The 19,825-nt window shown below is 52.7% G+C and carries 16 protein-coding genes; 4 read left to right on the top strand and 12 right to left on the bottom strand.

Translation table 11 applies throughout. The features are described 5' to 3' along the window. Window positions 1-48: 48 nt before the first annotated feature. A complete protein-coding gene (gene treP / locus HX811_RS15375; RefSeq protein ID WP_008438268.1) occupies window positions 49-1,491 on the bottom strand; it encodes a PTS system trehalose-specific EIIBC component in 1,443 nt (480 codons plus the stop codon). Between the two features lie 235 nt (window positions 1,492-1,726). On the opposite strand from treP, the gene treR reads away from it, so the two are divergent. Beyond that, the gene (gene treR, locus HX811_RS15370; protein ID WP_177040145.1) at window positions 1,727-2,431 is read left to right on the top strand and encodes a trehalose operon repressor; all 705 of its coding nucleotides are present in this window, start codon (window positions 1,727-1,729) and stop codon (window positions 2,429-2,431) included. A 273-nt stretch (window positions 2,432-2,704) separates the two neighbouring features. Here treR and HX811_RS15365 read toward each other — a convergent pair whose 3' ends face one another. From HX811_RS15365 to HX811_RS15350, 4 genes are all read right to left on the bottom strand, one after another. Continuing rightward, on the bottom strand, window positions 2,705-3,784 hold the full coding sequence (locus HX811_RS15365) for an SAVED domain-containing protein (RefSeq protein WP_177046449.1): 1,080 nt from the start codon (window positions 3,782-3,784) through the stop codon (window positions 2,705-2,707). Beyond that, window positions 3,781-4,152 carry a Mov34/MPN/PAD-1 family protein gene (locus HX811_RS15360; protein ID WP_371132442.1) on the bottom strand — a complete coding sequence of 124 codons (372 nt, stop codon included), beginning with the start codon at window positions 4,150-4,152 and terminating at the stop codon, window positions 3,781-3,783. Before HX811_RS15360 ends, HX811_RS15365 begins: the two co-directional genes overlap by 4 nt. A gap of 76 nt (window positions 4,153-4,228) precedes the next feature. After that, entirely contained in the window at window positions 4,229-5,947 is a 1,719-nt protein-coding gene (locus tag HX811_RS15355) for a ThiF family adenylyltransferase (RefSeq protein WP_177046445.1), read from the bottom strand. Then, entirely contained in the window at window positions 5,944-7,146 is a 1,203-nt protein-coding gene (locus HX811_RS15350) for a nucleotidyltransferase (protein WP_177046444.1), read from the bottom strand. Before HX811_RS15350 ends, HX811_RS15355 begins: the two co-directional genes overlap by 4 nt. Before the next feature lie 304 nt (window positions 7,147-7,450). Here HX811_RS15350 and HX811_RS15345 point away from each other — a divergent pair, with 304 nt between their 5' ends. The 3 genes from HX811_RS15345 to HX811_RS15335 all read left to right on the top strand — a co-directional run bounded on the left by HX811_RS15345 (window position 7,451) and on the right by HX811_RS15335 (window position 9,251). Next, window positions 7,451-7,882: a hypothetical protein gene (locus tag HX811_RS15345; protein ID WP_177046443.1), complete on the top strand. Its 432-nt coding sequence runs from the start codon at window positions 7,451-7,453 to the stop codon at window positions 7,880-7,882. Continuing rightward, window positions 7,883-8,488: a hypothetical protein gene (locus tag HX811_RS15340; protein WP_177046442.1), complete on the top strand. Its 606-nt coding sequence runs from the start codon at window positions 7,883-7,885 to the stop codon at window positions 8,486-8,488. It begins immediately after the preceding gene. A 100-nt stretch (window positions 8,489-8,588) separates the two neighbouring features. Further along, window positions 8,589-9,251: a hypothetical protein gene (locus HX811_RS15335; RefSeq protein WP_177046441.1), complete on the top strand. Its 663-nt coding sequence runs from the start codon at window positions 8,589-8,591 to the stop codon at window positions 9,249-9,251. A gap of 83 nt (window positions 9,252-9,334) precedes the next feature. On the opposite strand, the gene HX811_RS15330 is transcribed toward HX811_RS15335, so the two are convergent. The 7 genes from HX811_RS15330 to HX811_RS15300 form a co-directional block, all read right to left on the bottom strand. Further along, on the bottom strand, window positions 9,335-9,709 hold the full coding sequence (locus HX811_RS15330) for a CopG family transcriptional regulator (protein ID WP_177046440.1): 375 nt from the start codon (window positions 9,707-9,709) through the stop codon (window positions 9,335-9,337). A gap of 1,024 nt (window positions 9,710-10,733) precedes the next feature. Next, entirely contained in the window at window positions 10,734-11,750 is a 1,017-nt protein-coding gene (locus HX811_RS15325; RefSeq protein WP_177046438.1) for a helix-turn-helix domain-containing protein, read from the bottom strand. A 361-nt stretch (window positions 11,751-12,111) separates the two neighbouring features. Continuing rightward, on the bottom strand, window positions 12,112-12,600 hold the full coding sequence (locus HX811_RS15320; RefSeq protein ID WP_218172315.1) for a hypothetical protein: 489 nt from the start codon (window positions 12,598-12,600) through the stop codon (window positions 12,112-12,114). Further along, a complete protein-coding gene (locus tag HX811_RS15315) occupies window positions 12,597-13,709 on the bottom strand; it encodes an AAA family ATPase (RefSeq protein WP_177046436.1) in 1,113 nt (370 codons plus the stop codon). The genes HX811_RS15320 and HX811_RS15315 overlap by 4 nt, the downstream gene beginning before the upstream one ends. A gap of 530 nt (window positions 13,710-14,239) precedes the next feature. Then, the gene (mcrC, locus tag HX811_RS15310; protein ID WP_177046434.1) at window positions 14,240-15,373 is read right to left on the bottom strand and encodes a 5-methylcytosine-specific restriction endonuclease system specificity protein McrC; all 1,134 of its coding nucleotides are present in this window, start codon (window positions 15,371-15,373) and stop codon (window positions 14,240-14,242) included. 1 nt (window position 15,374) lies between these two features. Continuing rightward, entirely contained in the window at window positions 15,375-17,603 is a 2,229-nt protein-coding gene (locus HX811_RS15305; RefSeq protein WP_177046432.1) for an McrB family protein, read from the bottom strand. 1,043 nt (window positions 17,604-18,646) lie between these two features. Next, window positions 18,647-19,807 (bottom strand): replication initiator protein A, encoded by a 1,161-nt coding sequence (locus HX811_RS15300; RefSeq protein WP_256344434.1) that lies wholly within the window; start codon window positions 19,805-19,807, stop codon window positions 18,647-18,649. Window positions 19,808-19,825 lie beyond the last annotated feature (18 nt).

Raw genomic sequence — 19,825 nt, 5'->3', positions numbered from 1 at the left:
GGAAATGCGATCAACTGTGGGAGCTGGCTTGCCTGCGATAGCGGTAGATCAGGCGACCCGGTATCCAGGCCGGACAATTTTCATGCTCAACACACAGGTCAAAACAAACGGCACGACAATCGCGACGACCATGCCGATGACAAAACTTGGGATGTACTGCGGGATGATCGAGATGAACCCGGGCAAGCCACCCACGCCAATCGCCGAGGCCTGCACCTTGTTCAGCGAGAGGAAAATACTGCCCAGCGCCGAGCCGGTCAGCGCCGCGTAGAACGGAAACTTGAAGCGCAGGTTGACCCCGAACATCGCCGGCTCGGTGATGCCGAAGTAGGCGGAAATCGCCGAGGTGGACGCCATGCTCTTGTCCCGCGCATTGCGGCTCATGTAGAACACGCCGAGCGCCGCGCTGCCCTGGGCCAGGTTGGACATGACGATCATCGGCCAGATAAAGGTGCCGCCCTGGGTGGAGATCAGTTGCAGGTCCACGGCGAGGAACATGTGGTGCATGCCGGTGATCACCAGCGGTGCATACAGCAGGCCGAAGATTGCGCCGCCGACCATCGGCGCCAGGTCAAACAGAGTGACCACGCCTTCGGTGATCAGGATGCCGAGGTGGCGGGTCACCGGGCCGATGATCGCCAGCGCCAGTACGCCGGTGACGACGATGGTAGTGATTGGCACCACCAGCAACTGAATGGCATTCGGCACCCGTGCCCGCAGCCATTTCTCAATCACGCTCATCACGTAGGCGGCCAGCAGGATCGGCAGGATCTGGCCCTGGTAGCCGACCTTCTCGATCTTGAACCAGCCGAAAATATCGAAGTACGGCAGGCTCTGGCCGTCGAGGCCGGCGACCGCCTTGCCGTAGTTCCAGGCGTTGAGCAGATCGGGGTGCACCAGCATCAGGCCGAGGACAATGCCGAGGATTTCACTGCCACCAAAGCGCTTGGCGGCCGACCAGCCCACCAGTGCCGGCAGGAACACGAACGAGGTGTTGGCCATCAGGTTGATCAGGCTCCACAGGCCATCCAGGTTCGGATAGGCGTCGAGCAACGTCTTGTCCGCGATGAACATGCCCTTGGCGCCCATCAGGTTGTTCACCCCCATGAGCAAACCGGCAATGATCAGCGCCGGCAAAATCGGCATGAACACATCGGAGAACACCCGCACCAGGCGCTGCATCGGGTTTATTTTGTCGGCGCTTTTCTGTTTCACGTCCGCGATGGTCGACGCGGCGAGGCCCGTTTGCTCACGCAGGGCGGCGTAGACTTTTTCCACTTCGCCGGGGCCGATCACGATCTGGAACAGACCGCCGGTGAAGAACGAACCCTTGACCAGGTCGACCTGGTTCAGCTCGCCGCTGTTGGCCAGGCTCGGGTCCTTGAGGGCCAGGCGCAGGCGGGTGACGCAGTGGGCAGCTTGCTCAAGGTTGTCGCTGCCGCCGAGGTTCTTGAGAATCTCGCGGGCAATATTCGGATAGTCGTGGCTCATGCTTGGTATCCACTCTGGTTTTTTTTATTGGGCGGTCATAGGCAGCACGCCGAAGCCAAAAGTACTCGTCTGTACGAGTTAAAGCAATAACTCGTATGTACGAGTTTGAAAATGATTAATTTTCTGTTTTTTGAGTCAGAAATTTCCGAGTTCTACAATGGGTTGCATGGACAAACCCCATCGCTGCCACTAAGGTTCCTGCCTTGAACGCCAACGTGGCACAGAGCCCTTCCCCATGAGTAAATACAACCAGATCTATACCGATCTGCTTGCCAGCATCACCACCGAACGCCTGCAACGCGGCACGCGCCTGCCCTCCGAAACCGAACTGATGGACGCCTACCAGGCCAGCCGTGGCACGGTACGCCGGGCGATCGAGCAATTGCAGGAGCGCGGCTTCGCGCAAAAGATCCACGGCAAGGGCACCTTTGTGCTGTCACCCAACCCCATCGAGTTCCAGCTCGGCGGTATCGTCAGCTTTCGCGAGACCCATGCCGCCCTCGGCGACGACGTCAGTACCGAAGTGGTGGAGTTCAGCCAGTTCCCGCTGGAAGGCCCGTTGATGCAGCACATTGAGGCCGAACCTGGCAGCCTGATCACCCGGGTCAAACGGGTGCGGCGGATCGACGGCAAACGGGTGATCCTCGACATCAACCACTTCGTCGCCGACCTGATACCGGGGCTGGATCGGGAGATTGCCGAGCAGTCGATCTATGCGTTTATCGAACAGACCTTGCAGCTGCAGATCAGCTATGCCCAGCGCACCATCGAAGCGCTGCCACGGGGAAAGGACGATCAGACACACCTGGACCTCGAAGGTCAGAGCCATGTGATCGTGGTGAGCAACCAGACGTTTTTGCAGGATGGACGGCAGTTCGAGTACACCGAGTCGCGGCATACGCTGGATAAGTTTTACTTTTCGGATATTGCGCGGCGGTAGACAAACGCCAGAAACACAAAACCCCGGCACCAGGCCGGGGTTTTGTTATTCAGCGCTCAGCTGCTACGGCAGGATCATTCCCACTCTATTATCAACTACCCAGTAAACCCTTCTATTTTAAGGACGAAATTATAAATAAGTTTTTCAATACCATGAAAAAAACCACGCTCCGTAAAGAAGGTTGCCATTTCTCGATGAGGTCGTAATGGGCTGACGCTACCATCATAGGGAAGCAGATAGGCAAATACCTGGGCCCAGAGACTATGTAAGCACTTAGCGCTGCGTAATTTCAGCGCGAAGAGCTCCTGCTACAGGCATTCGCAAGGCCCAAGGAAAACGTTTGGGATCGCTCTGCTCGTACTGATTCACTTCAAGCCTCGGAAGATTTCGCTTGTCATAGAGCGTACCGAACCGCAGTGCAATACTCGCAGGGGCCGCCAAGAACAGAGAAATTTCAGTCACGCCCTCGCGAGCCAGAGACATCACAACGTCTAGAAACTGCAGCGCGAGCTGCTGCTGCTTTCTCTCGGACCAATGCGAATTCGTACTACGTCCGGCGAGGTCCATTCTAACAATCGGAATATCCGACTCGACGAGGCGAACATCAACGTCTAGAACATCGTAAGAGGCAGATATGCAGAGCGCCACTCGCTGCACTTTTGCGCCGAAAGCTCCAAGACCAGTAACAACGAAACGCTTGCCATCATCCTCATCATCGAGCGTGCGCCACATATGCTGCTTGCGATCCCAATCCATAATGAATGTTCTTGATTCATCGTCGACAATTATGCCGAGAAGAAAAAGAAGTGGTACCGGTGCGAGCCCACCGACCACGAACGAAATATCCGCCCTGTCTAGGCCGTTACAACGGCGCGCAATATCTTCAGGCAAGCTCGCAATACGGCGCAGTGCGGCTTCCGGACTGATGATCTGACCATCCACTATCCCCTGCCTTACATCAACCACCACCTGCTCACGCCGTCCCGGCATAGAGGACGGGATTGCTTTTATCAACGGCTGCCCCTGCCAATCACGCAACCCCCTCGCCTCAACTACAATTACCTTTTGTCGGCTCTCCTGACGAATGTCGCGAATGATCAGAGCCAATCCTAAAAAGACTATGAGGCTTGCAATCAGAAACACGCCCCAACTCAGGGCCATAGAGCCGCCACTTGCCGAGTCCCAGCTGAAGATAAACGGCCCATTGGATGTAGGAATCGTTACGCCGACGGTGAGCCCCACGAGAACTAGGGCGAAGAGAGGTACTCCAAATTTTACAAGAGTTACACCTGCTGAGCGTCGCCGAAAGATCCAGTCGATGAGCGATCGCAAGAAGTAGGTGACCAATGTCATTTCTCCAAAATTTCGACAGGCGAGGGGTTAGTATTTCGGGAAAAGAGCGTGCAAGAACAGGAGATCCTGTGCAACCAGTGCAGCCGAACGATTAAGAGCACGGCGAATCCTATGCCGCGTTCGCCCTCGACTAATTCATTCATTGAGAGCGTGTCCTGAACGCTAGGTGTTACGGGGAACCGCGGATGAGAGTGCCACTCCCCTAGATAATTGAAACGGTCATACTCGTGTCCCGTCCGATTGAAGAACTCGCTCAGTGCTCCAGCGTGAGCTTCTGGACTACGGACGAAATGGGCCTGACCTCCAGTCTGATCGTCCATCGAAAGATCAACGACTCGGAAAAAGCCTGGCTCGACTTGCTCGGCCATCAGCACGCCGCCGATCTCACGGCGACCTGCGCTTATTAGCGCCCGCCGCAGCTTGGCCTTGACGTCGCGCGCAATTTCAACCCGCATCGGACGCTCCGGGAAGTAGGTCTGCAAGCAGCTGCCTTAACGCATCCGAGTCGCTTGCCTCTGGCTCGGAGCCCCAAGCATCACTCTCCCCGAGATCGATCGGTTGCACGTCAAACGGGGCGGTGAAGATCCACCTTTCAGCCATCCCTATTAAGTAAGCGGAAAACGGGAAGATTGTCGCGCCGGGACGGGCGAGGATATCGATTGCAAACCGAGACAGATGCGCAGCGACGACCGATACGTCCGCGTCGTCTGCAATAAGGGGAGTTCCTACCCCGTCGCTGTCCGTATACGGCTGCGAAGACCCGTCATCTGGCCATTCAACACCCTGCTCCGCATACCAGCCCTCAATGCGCTGACGGGCAGTAAGTGGTGTCGGATCCATTTTAGGACGTAGGCGTACGACAATGCCCCCCGCCCCGCCCCCGAATACCTGCGCCCAACACATCGGCTTCTCGGCCCTGCGCGCAATCGCTGCGCATAAATTGAACACCGTCGCATCAGCGGTGGCATCTATGATCAGATCGCACTCGGCGATGTCGCTCACTGTGGCGGAAATTGTCCCGCCGCTCTCTTGGCCTCCTATGACTGTGGTACGACTAGTGACGTCGCAATCAGCACTGACCTCCTTGAGCCGGGCCCCGAGAGCAGGTGCCTTATGAATCCCCACCGACCGCCAGTCGAGCTCGTTGCGCACTAAGTTGCCGGACGCGAGGACGTCACCATCGATGAGCACGAACCTACCCACACCCGACCGGGCGAGGTTCACAGCGACCTTCGACCCGACAGAGCCACATCCTACCACCGCGACCTTCGCTCCTGCCAAACGAGCATATTCGGGATCTAGGCGCGCACGACCGTGCTCGGCGAACACTAAGTCGTAGTTGATAAGCAAACGGGATTCCACACTACCGATGACCATTAGGACTTGAATACTTATGCCATCGAAGAGGATGACCCCCACGCCACAAGACACCGCCGATAGCTCTGCTGCCGTAGATCCAAAACCGTGATGCTGAAGTAGAGAAGTCAGCTCCCCAAGCGTCTTACTTTTTGCTGACGCGCCCTCAGGCAGACGGACAACCCAGGCGCTCAACAGACGGGCTCCGTACCCGCGCTTATTAGATTCGGACCATAAAGGTGCATCTTTTGGGCCCATACGCGAGAGCTGGGCAGCGTAAAATCCCGCGAAGTCGTGTTCTTGAATCTCGGCCTCAACTACTTTGCCCTCTTCGACCATCAATAGACCGGCCCACACGTCGTACGAGTAGAGGAACCGCAGTAGCGCACCCCGAGTTCGTTGGGCTGGTGAAGAGTTGTGATCTGAAAGAGCAGACGCCCCAGTCTCATGCTCGGAAGACAACAGGCGATAGGCACTTTCAATCATCATGGCGCCGGTGACATCCGACGTCCAATTATCAGGGCGATACTGCAAGCATAGCTCTCCGGCCGCACCATACTGGTGGCCAGAGATGCGGACTCCGTCCCGCGGGACAATAGAGGGGGTCACGTCCGGGAAAAATTCGGGATAGGTAAGTGTTAGCGGGACAATCCGTTCCCCCACCTCAAGATTGAAGTCGACCGCGATCTGGAGGTTAGCCGCAAACCGCCACTCAATATTCGACAGCCACGAATTCCGATCGAGCAGATCCGCTACCGAGGCTCGCTCGGATTGTGCCCGAGAGGGTTGATCTGCCCACCAGATCAAGCGAAACCCTTTGGCGATGTCGGTTCACGCCGAGTGTTCGGAAATACTGGCGCGCTGGGAGCCGCAGCGCCTAGCGCAGCAGCAGCCGTCGCGGGGCGTAACATGCTCCCAGGTGGCGGAGCTAGACGCGCAGCGGCTCTTTCCGCAACTGCCCCCATGCGAGGTTGGATGCTTTCAATCAAACGCCGCCTTTCAACCTGCTCTGCGAGCTCCCCAAAATCGTGGCGAGCTTGGCCAAGCCATTCAAAGAAAGCTGCTTCTCGCTCAGGATGTTGCGGCCATTTGTCAGCAAAATTCTCGAGAGGGTCGGATGGGTTACGAATGACGCGATTGTGCCCGTCGTGCTCTATGAATTGATCCATACGCGAAAGGATTGAAAAAAGGGCATCCGCGATCTTTTCTTCACCATTGTAAGCATGGGCAGCGAGCGTAGTGATAATTATAGAAATCGGCCGCTCGTCGTAGCGTCCCACAAACATCCCGTCCCGATGCCGCTTTAAAATCATTATGGCCGACTGGAGAGGCGTCCGAATTTTATAGTCAGGTATATCCTCAACGCTCGCTTTTATCGACTCCGCAAGCACGCGCCTACGTTTCTCAAACACCGATCCCATACGTTGCCTGAACCACTCGGCGTATCCCTTGGGATTCGAGCGCTGCCAATCGTTAGAGATCATCTCGTAGACTGGTGACCTAATATCGGTAATGACCAGGGCTGTCTCAGACCATTTCAGATCCAGTCCACGCGCTTCAAGCTGTAGGCGCTGTCGGGTTGCGTTGGGAATTGCAGGGACGATGTCCATATGAAATTGAGCACCGTCCGCATAAGCTAAGACCCAGCAACGGCGCCCCTCAGTAACAGGCTTCACCATATTCTGCGAGTTACGATAAGCCTTGACCTCATCGCCGACGAGCGACTTGAGTTGTTTCTGGGTCAGGTCTCCGGTTCCGAGACGTAGCAAGCAGACGGAATCAACATCGTATTCCTCCTCATCACTAAGCGGGCGAATTGCTGTACCTAGTCGAAACGATCCTTGAACGTATATCTGCGGATCGTGGCCAACGACGGTAGATTCCGCACGATGCAACCATGCCCCTAGAGACTCATAGCTCCGGCACGCTTGATCGTATCGAGCCTCACTGATCGCGAGCTCATCTGCAAGCGCGGCGAGATAGTCTTCAGCAGTTTGCGTCGGCATCCTTGTCAGCTCCGAGTTTTTTGGGCTTCTTTAATGGCACTATAATGCCATTCACATAACATCGGCCAGGTAAGTCTCAACCAAAAAATACTGTACCGGCCGTTTAGAATCGCTTCCGGTCTTGACGCGAGGAAATACGCTGGATACAGCGATATTGTAGGACAGCCGAAGCTAGTCGGATGAGGTGCTGAACTGGCGTCACCGATCACAGGGCTAGCTTCTTTTCCGATCCCGTGCAGGCATTGGAGTCGGGCCACAAGCCAGAATGGTATCGTGCGAAGACGTAAAGTGGAGCGATGTTGTCATGGTTAGTGAATTAGTAGAAATGCTCGGTCGAGCAAGAACCTTAGCAGGTGAAGAATTTACTGGGGTCGGCGTGATTGTCTGCAATCCGGATACAGAGCTTCCCACAGTCCCGCTTAGACTGGAGATCGTGATCCCTAAAGAAGAGGATGCAGCTTTATCCTTGGCCAGAGTTTCTAAGGTAACGAACGACCTCCACGACGGATTCCATGTGCTGACGCCTGATCTCCGCCTAGTAGCAATGTCACAGTATTTTTCTCCTCCTGTATCGAAAACTGCGCTTATAAATAGAAGCAGGAAATTTGGCGGACGGTACTTGGCAGCACTATTTGGATCAACCATTTCAAAAGTGCTTTTATGCGGCATTGCCACTGAATCATTAGGCATTGTCATATTTAAGGATGGCCAAGAAATTTTCTCCGAGAGAACATAGATGTTTTTACTATTATATCCGCTAAGACTAATTGCATTTATAGCTATTGCCTACTGTGTATGTGTGATTGGGAGTTATGAAATAATCAGCAGATTTAATTCCGAGCAAAAAACCGAGATACTTGGAATGGCATTAGGCGGTGGTGCTGCACTTAATACAGTAGTACTTGGGTTTGTATATTGGGGCTGGCGAAAAGTTTGGGAGTTTTTGCCATTCCTGAATAGCTGGCTGTTCCCCGACCTCAATGGTGAATGGGACATGACGATTCACTACCGAAACCACGGTAAGAGCGGTGAAGTTCGTGCCATAGCCATAATCAGGCAGAACTGGCTGAGTATGAGCATGGAGGTGTTGTCGCAAGATTCGGATTCACAGACGCTTGCGATGGTACCAAAAAAAGATCCTGAATCCGGCCGCGCCCAAATCTTCTACTTTTATCGTGTGACACCAAAGAAGACCAATATTGCTACAAGAGAGGCTTATGAAGGATCTGCCAATTTAAAGTTCTTCGAAGCTAGCCCAACACAACTGGCAGGAAATTATTATACCAGCGCGGCAACGGACGGGCACTTTGAGCTAAGAAGACCAGGAACTAATTCTCCATGATTGTGCTGCCTGCCGCATATACGTCGCATCTGTAATTCTTTTGGAAAGTGCGACCCACAATAAGCAGCAACTCGGCACAAAAAAAAGGCGGGAAATGGCAATGAACGATACGAAAGAACGTGAGATGTTCGGAAACTTTTCACAGTACGAAGCAGCAAAAAATGACCTTTACGAAATATGTGCACAGATATTAAAATTCCCCCAAGAGCGTGAACATGAAAGATATTTTTTACTGGCTGTCGCTCGTCGAACATTGTCTTTAGAAGCAGCCTTCAGGCAATCCATAGAAGCGTGCAATGGCCAAATGGCAATGACGCTTGTTCGATTAAATCTAGATACCCTGGCAAGGTCCTATGCACTCTACTGGGCAGATGAGACAGATAGCATGACCGCAGAAACATTTGCGCAGCAAGTCGCCCAAGGGAAAAACATCAAAGACATGAAGTTACGTGGAGCGAAAGAGAAAGCTTCTGACAGATGGCTAATACAACAAATAGAAGGCTTAGGAGACTGGATACCAGTAGTTTATAAGAAAACATCTGGCGCTATTCACTTCTCAGACTTCCACATCAAGCAACTATTGCAGCAAGCCAAGCCAATCAAAACGCTTGAAGATGGCTCACTCCATGCAGAGTTAACCATCGGTCCTGGCGAGAAGGACGCCGAACCCGAACTATACCGCGAGCTCAAACAATCGTTCCTGCATATTACCCTTATGCTGATTGTAGCAATACAATATCGGTGTGAACTAAAGCTCGAGTGACCTAGCAGTTATCCTTGTAAGGCTCCTTTTGAGGAGTTAAAAAGCTCTAAAGCGGCGACCCCGGAAACGGCCCAAGTGAGCTTTCACCCTTTCCGAGCATAGACTATCATGCTCATCGTCTCGCGAATTTGTCCCTGCAACTCCCTGAATTCGATCATTGTTCTTTCCACGTCAATGGGGTGTGCGCCTTGGCCTCGCTTTTCGGCAAGCCAAAATTTCAATAGCCCGGCAACTCGTCCAAGGTCGCCATTGACCTTAGCCAAATCTGCCACAGCTCTCAGGTCAACGACCGACCGAATGGGCGTGTTCATGCCTAAGGCGCGAAGGTAGCCCGAGCGTGACATGCCTGCTTCTTCGGCCTTGTCAGTGATTAGCGCCTTTTCCTCGTCAGTAACCCAAACCTCGATTGGCTTGCCGCGTCGGCGAGCCGGTGCCTTTTCTTTGGTGTCGTCTGCCATTGTAGGGCCCTGTTTTGCTATTGCATTTTTGCCCTTAGACGCGGCAGCGTCTGCCTGCCTCGCAGAGCAAGATACGTTGAGCCGAAGGCGAATAAGGGGCGGTGATGGATGGGTACGGGCTTGCCCGTACCCGTACAACACACATCTTGCCGTCATTGTTTTTGCGATTCTATGCGATTTGGACAAAACAGCCAGTTCCGTTTTTCCCACTCACATATATTTTCCTAGAATCGCATTAAATCGCATTAAATCGCATTGAATCGCATTAGTCGGAACAATTAATCGCAAAAAATTGCGCTATTTTTCTTTGAAAAAATATATTAATTAGTACCAGATAGCTCGAACGGAGAAAAACGTATGAATAACCACGAATTGCCCCCTGTCGAGCACCACCCACAACGCCGTGGATGCGGCCGTGTGTCGTTCATAGCTGTCATGGATGAGGTTCGGGCGGAAGTCGTGCGAGGGGTGCCTTTGGTGCAAATATACGAGGCTTTCGAGGATTGGTTAGACCTCGGCTATACCAGTTCACCAAATACGTTACTCGGTTCATCAAGCATAGGACGACCAGTCATTTGCATTGCATTCGACCACCGATTACATCGGTTTGACCAATGTACTTCATAACCATGATCGACAGAGAACTGCACATTGCTGCCAGTGGCAGTGACAGGCAGAAAGCGGCCATAAGTGGACGTTCGCAAGCGGACGCGTCCGGCCAACAGTCGTCATCACGATATGCTGCTCTCGACATAATGCTGCTGTTTACATTCTGCGGTTATCGGTGGACAGTATTGAAAAAGTCTATCCTTTCAACCAGCCTGCACACTGATCGATGAAAATGCCTTTTTGCAAGTAGTCACCAAAATCTAAAATCGCCATGCTCTATTACAAATAAAGTTTCAGCATAGCAATTTCTGTTATTGCCCCGTAGTTGATTTTATTTTTATAAATAAAAAACTAGTGAACCGCTTGGTAGCTCTAAAGTGCCCGCAACAGCTGTTTAAATATTAGCAGAGCGCCATCAGTTTTCTTTACGAGTTCGCTTGATAATATAATCCTGCAATGCAGAGCCCTGAAGCTTTTTCTTAGACCCATTTAGTCGAACCCAAGTTTCGCCAGATGAGTTAAAGTAAAGCAGCTCCGATTGAGATCTTGGTATATTCACCTCCAATACGTAGCCATTATCAGCATTTAAAACCTCGTGAAAAAACACCCCTATTTGTGTTGGATCTATAGGCGGTTCGATTACATTGATTTTATCGCTAACAACCCTTCTGATATCATCTTTCATTTTAGTTGTCAATTTTAGGCTTTTGACTAAGCCATCATCATTAACACCCCAAAAAACGCTTCCACCCTGGCTATTGAAAAAAGCTAAAACATACTCATCCACTAAGTTACTAATTGATTTTACTGGATTATTACCCTTAACCTCCTTAAATTCTACTGTCAAGTTTTCCTCCAAGCAAAACTTTTCCCCCTCAACAAGCTTAAACTCTCGAGTTAGATAGGTATGACTTGGTAAGTTCTGGTTGTACAGCACCCTCTCAGCTTCACGCTGCGCGCGAGCGAAGTCTTCCAATCGACACGAAATAATAGCTAATAAATCTCCGCTCCCAACAAAAAAATTTAGCCCTAATACGGTATGATTAATTGACGTTGCATCGTCGTACTTATAATATTTTTTTATTGGCGGGAGAATACCATCAACTAATGACTCTACTTTTAAAAGGTATTCATCAAAAGAAAAAGGCTTAATCCAAGCACCGAGATTCATATAGCTCGTCTGCATTGTAATATCCATCCCTCTTCCGGAGTTATCGAGAGAGAGCGCTGACAAGGAAGGGTAAAACTCTTGAACCGCCCCTATGTAAAAGCTAATATCAGACGGTATATTTTCGACTCTTGTACCGTTCAGCTTTGACAAAAAATCGCTTCCACTTACCTGCAGCTTACGATTTCGCGGACTATCCATCAGATAAGTCCCTTTATAAAATAGCTCAACTCTTTCAACAGAGCATTTAAAATCTATAGCCAAGGCTCACTCCTTGCTTGGTGTTACTTACGACGAATAAAACTGGCCACGTGACGCTGTACCATCCTAGGAATAATATTATGGCAAGGGCACAGTGTCTATCGACCCATGACTGTTAAGAGTTTTCCTCGATCTGTGCATATATCTTTGCGTTGCCCCCCGAGATTTCTTGATAGTGTCCGCGAGTGGTTGCGGCGGTCTATAGACTCAGGCTCCATCCGGCTGGCCGTCGTACCTTTATAGCCACTCATTGAATGACTTCATAGCTAGTCGGACGAAATCGCACCGAAGAAATCCGATGGAAGACGACACGCCTGATGTAACCAGTATCCGGTCTCACGCCTCAGGAAATCGAGATTGCGTGCTAACGAAACAGAAATGGTCTTACATTTTCGACTAAGCGCAGGACTTCACTTTCGTTATGCCGCAGGAATTCGTGGCTCCAATGCTCCCAGCTTTCATCAAAACAGGCATCCGAAAGCTCTGCTCCAATTTTTTCAAGTGAAATTCCTCGATCAACTCGCAAAGGCTCCGGCTCATCCAACGTTCCTAGCAGATAAACACGTCCTGCTAAGTCCTCTGGAAACCGCTCTCTAAAATATCTGAGCCTTTCTTCTACCTTATTATCAAAATCGATAAGCAATACTATGTGTCCCAACGGATACTTTCTCAAAATGGGCACATAAGTCGTAACGAAATCATTACAAACTTTTGCCCACCCTCCAGAATATGGCAACGCTGCAACCGCTCGTAGGTTCAATGACGGATTTCTCAGAAAACCGTTCGCTAATTGGCGGTTAGCATCATCCTCTGGAAGTATCAGTAAGTGAGGGGCCAGCCGATTAACACTCACGGTTCCAGATCTCCGTATATAAGAGACTGCACAAGGTCAGAAGGAGCAGGCATGTCGTCCAAGAGTCGGATAATAGTAGGTTCGAGGTGCGATCTACGCCCCAAAACCCAAGTGTTATCATTAGAGAATCGGCGTACAGCTTCCTCATTATGGGAAGTCATAACAATCTGACCGCCTTTGTGAAAACCTTGCCTCAAAGCCATTACGAAGTGACTAACTTCATTAAGAGCCAAGTAATTGTCAGGCTCGTCCCAGAACGCAAACAATGGCCCATAGCATTGATTCGCGGCCAAAACTACAGCGCAAAGAAAGAAGCATTTTTCGCCGTCGGACAAGGAGTCGAATTCAAACTCATGCTCTGCTGTTTCCGACTTAAAGCGGACTAGTAAGGACTTGGATTCTTTACCCGCTCGCTCGAATCGAAAGTCCGCCAAATCCGGCATAATTTCCTGTAAATGGCGAGTTAGGGTAGAATAAGCCGATGGATATTGAGCCAGTATGCCCGAAAGCCAATCAGCGAAGTTTTTACCATCCTCTTCGGGCTCAAGTGTTTCATCACTTGCTTCCCCCCCCATGTGACTAGGAATAGGCGCAAGCAGTATCATTCTAGCCATCCATTCGCGAAACTCGCTTAAAGCATCACTACTGGATGGATCTTGTATAACCGGCAACGCGATTAAATGCCAGTCTATATTGAACTTCGCCTCAGGCTGCGCGCCACCCTGACGCCTTATTACTACCTGAGCTAATTCGCGCGAGTATACAACTTCATCATCGAGCATTAATTTTTCTTCTAATACCCTAAGCTCTCGGAATCGTTCAGGCAAGTCTAAAAGAAGGACATATCGATACAAACGACCAGAAAGCTTGGCCTCCATTTCTAAGCGAATTGGCACATCAGTACGACCCAAGGTGAAATCCTTGACTCTAACTAACTGGCCAACCCGATTCGTTCCCCGGCCAATTGCCTGAAACAGCCTAAAAACTTTTGCCAGCGTGCTTTTTCCGCTGCCGTTTTTTCCGATCAGTAGTGCAGAGGATGCACTACCCGGTTTGAATTCAAAGTTTTCTAGGCATCGAAAATTGTGAATGTATAGGCGTTGTAACATGATGCCATTCCTCATACTGATTAATGCGGTATCGCAATCCCACCCTACGTCACATAAATGCCATGGGATGTACAAATAATGATCTTAGCGCTTCCGTCGTTCCGACAATGCATGCCCCGCTACTTAAGCCTATCACAAGCCTGCCTTTGAGCTATTTTACGTTTTGCTTGCACACGTAGGCGCGCGCAGAGGCGAATGTCATGGAGCGCCACCCTAATTTGCAAGCCACAAAGCGCCAGCTTTTAGCCGGAAGCAATTGCTCATGAACGTCTGCTTCTGGCCGATTGCTGCCCTTGGCGAGAGGCAGAAAACGGCCAAAAGCTGCCTTGGTTCCCAATTCGTTTATTTGAACGGTCGGCGCACATTGACAACCTCCATGTGCGCCATCAGCCCTCATTGCCTCGCCTGTTCCAAAAGTAATGGCCAATGTGGACGTCTGCGGCCGCCACCACTACCACACCCCTCTACGTGTTCGCAGGTTGGGGGATCAATTCTGACCTCATTCCTCACAGCTTGTGGGCTTTGCGGCCCTAAGTAAGCACCGACCCACAACGCAAATCCGGCGTTATCACGCTGATCAACTGCTCCCGAATCTCGCCACTGCTCGCTGCCAGATCAACCGTCGCAAACCGGATGTAGTGCCCCTGTATCACCACACTCTCATCCACCCTTTCGCCAACCGCCGGATGCAACAGCAAACCGCTGGCGGTCTGCGTGAGGGGGTTCGACTCGGCCACCTGCGAGCGAAGGTATGCGTATATCTGATAAAGATGAGCGCTGTGCAACGTCTGCGTGCGATAAACGCTGCGCTTGTAGATTGCCGTGAACTTGGTATCAATCACCATCCGCTGCGCCAGCGTTGCATTCTCAAGCATCATATCAACCGTCATCTGCGGGAAGACCGCATCCAACCCCGGGGTACGGTCGCTGCTATTCCATCTCAGTTTCACCCCCGCACGAACAGTCCAGTCGCCCTTCAGTGCCACGCGGTAAAATCCTGCTACGGCTTTCTCGAACAACCGGCGCACCCAAACTTCGTCGCGATTGGGTTGGTGCATGTACTGCTTGCCTGCGGACTCACTGGGGATAGCCATGTCATAGGCGAGTTTGGCGGCGGAAACCATCAGACGATCCGCCGTGTCGTGCCCCCCGAATCGCTCCAAGTCGATCTGCGAACGAACCACACCCAGATTGGAGACCCCCAGTTCTGTGAGGCGCTGCGCAAGTTGTCGGCAGCGTCTGCCGACCGGGTGCCGACGCAGCAATCCAGCCAATCTTTCCAAGGCCATTCGAACAAAGCGATTTCGAACGGTGTCCAGGGTCAGTTCGTCGAATCGGCAAGCTATCTGCCCACGCATCAATAGCTGTTTGCGCTCGGTAGCGAGGACATCAATCCGGCCGCGCACGCGGTTGACGATCTGCTCGCGATGCTGATAACCCAGCCCCAAATGGCGGCGCAACCGTGCTTCAACGGCATCGGCCAGGATTTCTCCTACCATGCGCGGCAAATCGTCGGGCATGGCTTCGATAGCGGTCCTGGCATTGCCCAGGGCCCGATAGAGATCCGAAGCATAGAGCATCAGCAGCCAAAGATTTCTGACCGGAATACGACCCACCGCTCGCTCGGAGCTATGAATGAATGCCCCTTCTGCAAGGTTTGCCATATCACCAGCCTGCTAGAAGATTGGCTGCTGCCTCTTGCGCACTGGCGGGTGTGTCCACCCAATATTCGTCCAGCAAGGGCAGGATCTCGGTTTCTACCACTCGAACGAACCAGTCCCGCGTGGTGCCCTCTTTAAGCATCTCGCTTGGCGTCACGTAGCTATGCCCAATCTGGAATTGCTTACCCAGTCGCTCATCATCGGCAATCACGGTATTGAGTTCAGCCATCCGCGTTTCGATGTGGTGCGCCAAGTCGGCGTCTACAGCACATTGCGTGGTGACCCATTTGCGCCAACGGTCTCCCAACCTTGGGGTCAGGCTGATAAACGCAAATCTGCGCCGCAGCGCCAGATCAACCAAAGCCAGAGACCGATCGGCCACGTTCATGGTCCCGACCACGTAAAGATTTTCCGGGATATGGACAACCGTACGATTGCCGTCTGCGTCGGGATAGCTCAACTCCAGCGCTTCGCTTGGCGTGCGCTTGCCTGCTTCCAGCAAGGTCAGCATCTCGCCAAAGATCTGTGCGGGATTGCCGCGATTGATCTCCTCGATCACAACCACAAACGTTGAATCTGGATTGTTGAGCGCTGCTTTTACCACCTCCATGAAAACACCTTCGGCCAGGGCGAGACCTCCTCGACCGTCTGGGCGCCAACCTCTAACAAAATCCTCATAAGACAAGTTGGGGTGGAACTGAACAGATCGAACTTTTTTGACGTCCCGAGTGCCGATCAATGCGAACGCAAGGCGCTTGGCGAGCCAGGTCTTGCCAGTACCCGGCGGCCCCTGAAGGATCAGGTTTTTCTTCTCGCGCAAACGAACGAGCACGCTTTCCAACTCGGCATGCTCCAGAAAACAACCCTCTGCGAGGATGTCTTCCAATGTGTAGGAGGGTAAGGCAGGATGGTTCGCGATGGCTGGCTCGGCTTCTGTCACCTCCGGTTCCTCGTCCATATCGTCTGGGGACAGTTCGTCGCTATCAAGAGAGGAATCAGACTCCAAACCCCAAGCTAACAACGATAACTCCGGGAACGAATGCGCGGGGTAGCCACTTTCCTGAAACCGCGGCTCGAGTATATCCACCACTTGCAAGTAGTCTACTGCGGCGCATCGCCTGTTTGGGCCGTTACGGTTGATCGTTATCGCTAGAGTGTCCTTAATGTACGTTCTGGACAGCCCGTCAAGGCTGAGCAATGCCCAAGGCCGGGCCCAATACAGCCCCATGGTCAGGTTCCATGCGACGCCCAGGCGGCCATTACTGTCATCGAACGCCTTGGCAAATGCAGTTTTGGCGACTTCCTCCTGGCCCTCTTCGCTATCGGCATAGGCGATGGCTGTCGCGAAGGTTTCCCACAGCGAGTCAATGTGATCACGGCTACGGTTCTTTTCGCGTGGGAAATACCAAGACTTCAAATTGTGCAGTACGGGCACACCTTCAAACGACTGTGGCACCGGCTCTTCAACGCCCAGGAAAATCGCGATCTCGGTGGCAATCGCTTTCCGGTTTACTTCTTTGGTTTGGCGGTTGAAGGTGCCCATGACAGTGAACGGGCAAATGTCCCGTACAAAGCCACGCTTGCCGTTTGGATAAATGTCCGCTTCCAGATAACCCAGCGCCGGTACCTGAGTGGATATCTCTTTCAGCCCTGCCACCAAGGCTTTCCGATCGTGCCGATGCTGGAGCAGCTTGTCGGCGATCGCCATGTAGAAGCGCGTCCAGCCAAACTTTTCCGAAACCGCAGATTGGCGACCAAAGCGCGCTTTCCAATAAGGGGCATCGCAAAAGCGTTGAATATCCTGGGCGTTGCCTTCAAACGCAAAGTCAATCAGTCCATCATTTTTCCAATCACCCGGCAGCACGCGCCAGATCGTGCCGCGGTGGGTGTAGAAGTACCATTTATGTCCCGGCTTGACGGGTTCCCAGTCGACCTTGACTTGCCGGCCGTCATTGCGATTCTCAGTGATAATACCGGTCGCCTTGATGGTCATGACCGAAACTCGATTCCCACGGTTATCGAACGGTAGGTCATGCAATTGGGTGTAGGCCGACTTGATCGCAATGCGCTCGCCCACTTTCATGCTGCGCACGAGATCAAGGTGTTTGTCGTCGTAGCCATTTTCCCAGATGCCCTCGCGAAGGAAGCGCGCAGTCTGATCATCTTTCCTTCCGTAAGCGGCGCCGACGAACCACACGGGCTGGGTGGAGATTCCTTTAGGTGCGGTAGTCATGTCATTCCCTTAAATAGCAGTGTGTGGAGGGGGGCGAATCAGTTGCAATTGATTGCGTGACACATTCGGTGGGCTTCGATCGCATACTGGCTATAGCGCGCCCAAATCTTGCAAGGCGATAGTACTTTTCGTGACCACGACTCAAACGAGCCAGATCTGGCTTACCGTTCTTCCCAGCAAGCCCCCCCCCGCGAAAAACGAAGAGGCAATATGCCAGCAGCGGAGCTGCTCTGCATAGTAGGCAACGTGTCAATAAAATCCGCGAAACTTTCATCAACCGGTAGCCCGATGCGTGCTTTGTACGCCGCTTCAGGCCGAGCTGTGCCTGGCGGGAATGACTGCTATGGGTCGTTCTCTGCCGGTCATGGCCACGAAGCGTGGAGGTCAAATCTGGCGCAAATGGCTGGTCAGGTCGAATGCAAACTGGTGGGCAAGTCTGTGCGTTTGCCAACCCGGCCGCCCCCCTTCCCTTTGGTGTCCCTTTTTTGAGATCAACACGGTGGCCTTGTGCGCTGCTGGAAAACATGGGCGCGCAGGTTTTTTCTGAGGGTGTATTGGCCAGTACACCGGCAGGGCACTGCGCAGCCTCCCTTGTTAGATATCTAACATGGATGAACGAGGTTCGTTCATGGCCAGCAATCGCGTTTGTCGCGCGGCCCATAAACCACAATCCCCGGTAGCGAATCTGTACGACACGCCGGCTGGCCAGCGCATAGACAACTCTGTGAGCGTACCGAACGCATTTTCATGCGGAAGGGGAAGCCGCCGCGAAGCGGTGGGGGAACCCCCGCAAGGGTGCCCCTGCTTCGGTTGCCCAGTTGGCACCCTCAGCGGTTTTAGAGTTTTAATTAAGCTTTAAAAGATTTAGGAAAAAAATAATTAAAATTTCTTTTTATTTTCAATGGGTTGTAAATTTGTCCAGTGTGCAATGTACGGCTTTTGGTGGGTAATGTACGGTTTTGGGTGGGTAAAGTACGGAGGTTGGTGGGTAATGTACGGACTATCCACAGGCTAAGCGCGTGCCGCGCATTGGCACCCGTACATTACACACCGGCCGCTCCGTCGACCATGCGGCGCCGATGTGCCATTGCGAGCAGCGGCCCGCTCTGCCCGGCCTCCATCGTCAAGGTATATTCCGGCAAGTCGTTAGCCTCGACGATGCCGCGTAAGATGCGGCAGAATTCTTTGAACGTTCCCGCCGAGCCGCTGCGCTCGTAGATGGTCTGGAATGACCATCTGGCCTCTGTCTTGCCCGCTGCTCTGCGCGCAAGACGATACACGAACCGGCCAATGCCGGTACCGATCAGGAAGAAGTCAGGGTGGAGGGCCAGCACGTCGGGGTTTTTGCCGCCCGTGATCTCCTGATACATCCACTGCGCCACCTCGATCTCAATGAATTCTGGCTTGCCTGAGCTGTTCTCAATGACCTTGTATCGGCTAATCAGCGGCTCACCTTCATTCACGGTGATGGTTCGGCCATTCTTGCCCTTTTCGGTACGCCGGACCGCTACATGCGTGGTATTCAGCCGTAGGCACGTCTCTACAAGATCGTCTTTCTGCTTGCCGCCATAAGCACGACGCAGGAATTTGAGGACGTCACCAACGTGCGGCCGGAAAACCCGGCCCGGCTTTTCGCCCCTACCATCTCGATAGCGGTTCATTGCTTCGGTCAAATGCGACACAGCCATCAGCACAAGGTCGTAATCCCACACCGAAGCCATACCGGCTGGACCGGCAGACACCTTCACGTTGCCGTCCCGCAACTCATAGGTGATGACCTCGCCCGCACGCCTCTCCTTCTTGGACAGTCGGAATACGGCCACATCCATGATGTTGCGGCTATCGCGGATGCCCACGTCATACACCGTCGGGATGAAGAAATCCTGCTGCTCATCCCCCTTGGATGGTTTGCGCACGCGGGTAGCGGGTTGTAGCTTAGGCGCTGCTACTAGACGGCTTTCCTCGTTCCCTTCGCGCTGCAAGCGGTCGGCGACTTGCTCGTATGTCTCGCCAGGACGCGCTACGGCCTCAATGCGCTCGCGGCCTATTACAGCCCTCATCGACTGGGGACCATTGTTTCTGCTAGTCATATGGATGGCCAAACCCCATGCCAACTTGCTGAGCGACTGTGCGCCCTGCATTCTCGTCCAGAGCTGCCCGCAGATGGCCGCATGAAATCCAGCACAAGCGGTTTCCCCTGGCATGCTGCCCACACATCAATC

Origin of the sequence: Pseudomonas sp. F8002 (assembly GCF_013385495.1) — a bacterium.
Taxonomy (GTDB): Bacteria; Pseudomonadota; Gammaproteobacteria; order Pseudomonadales; family Pseudomonadaceae; genus Aquipseudomonas.
This window is presented reverse-complemented; position numbering and strand designations above follow the sequence as displayed.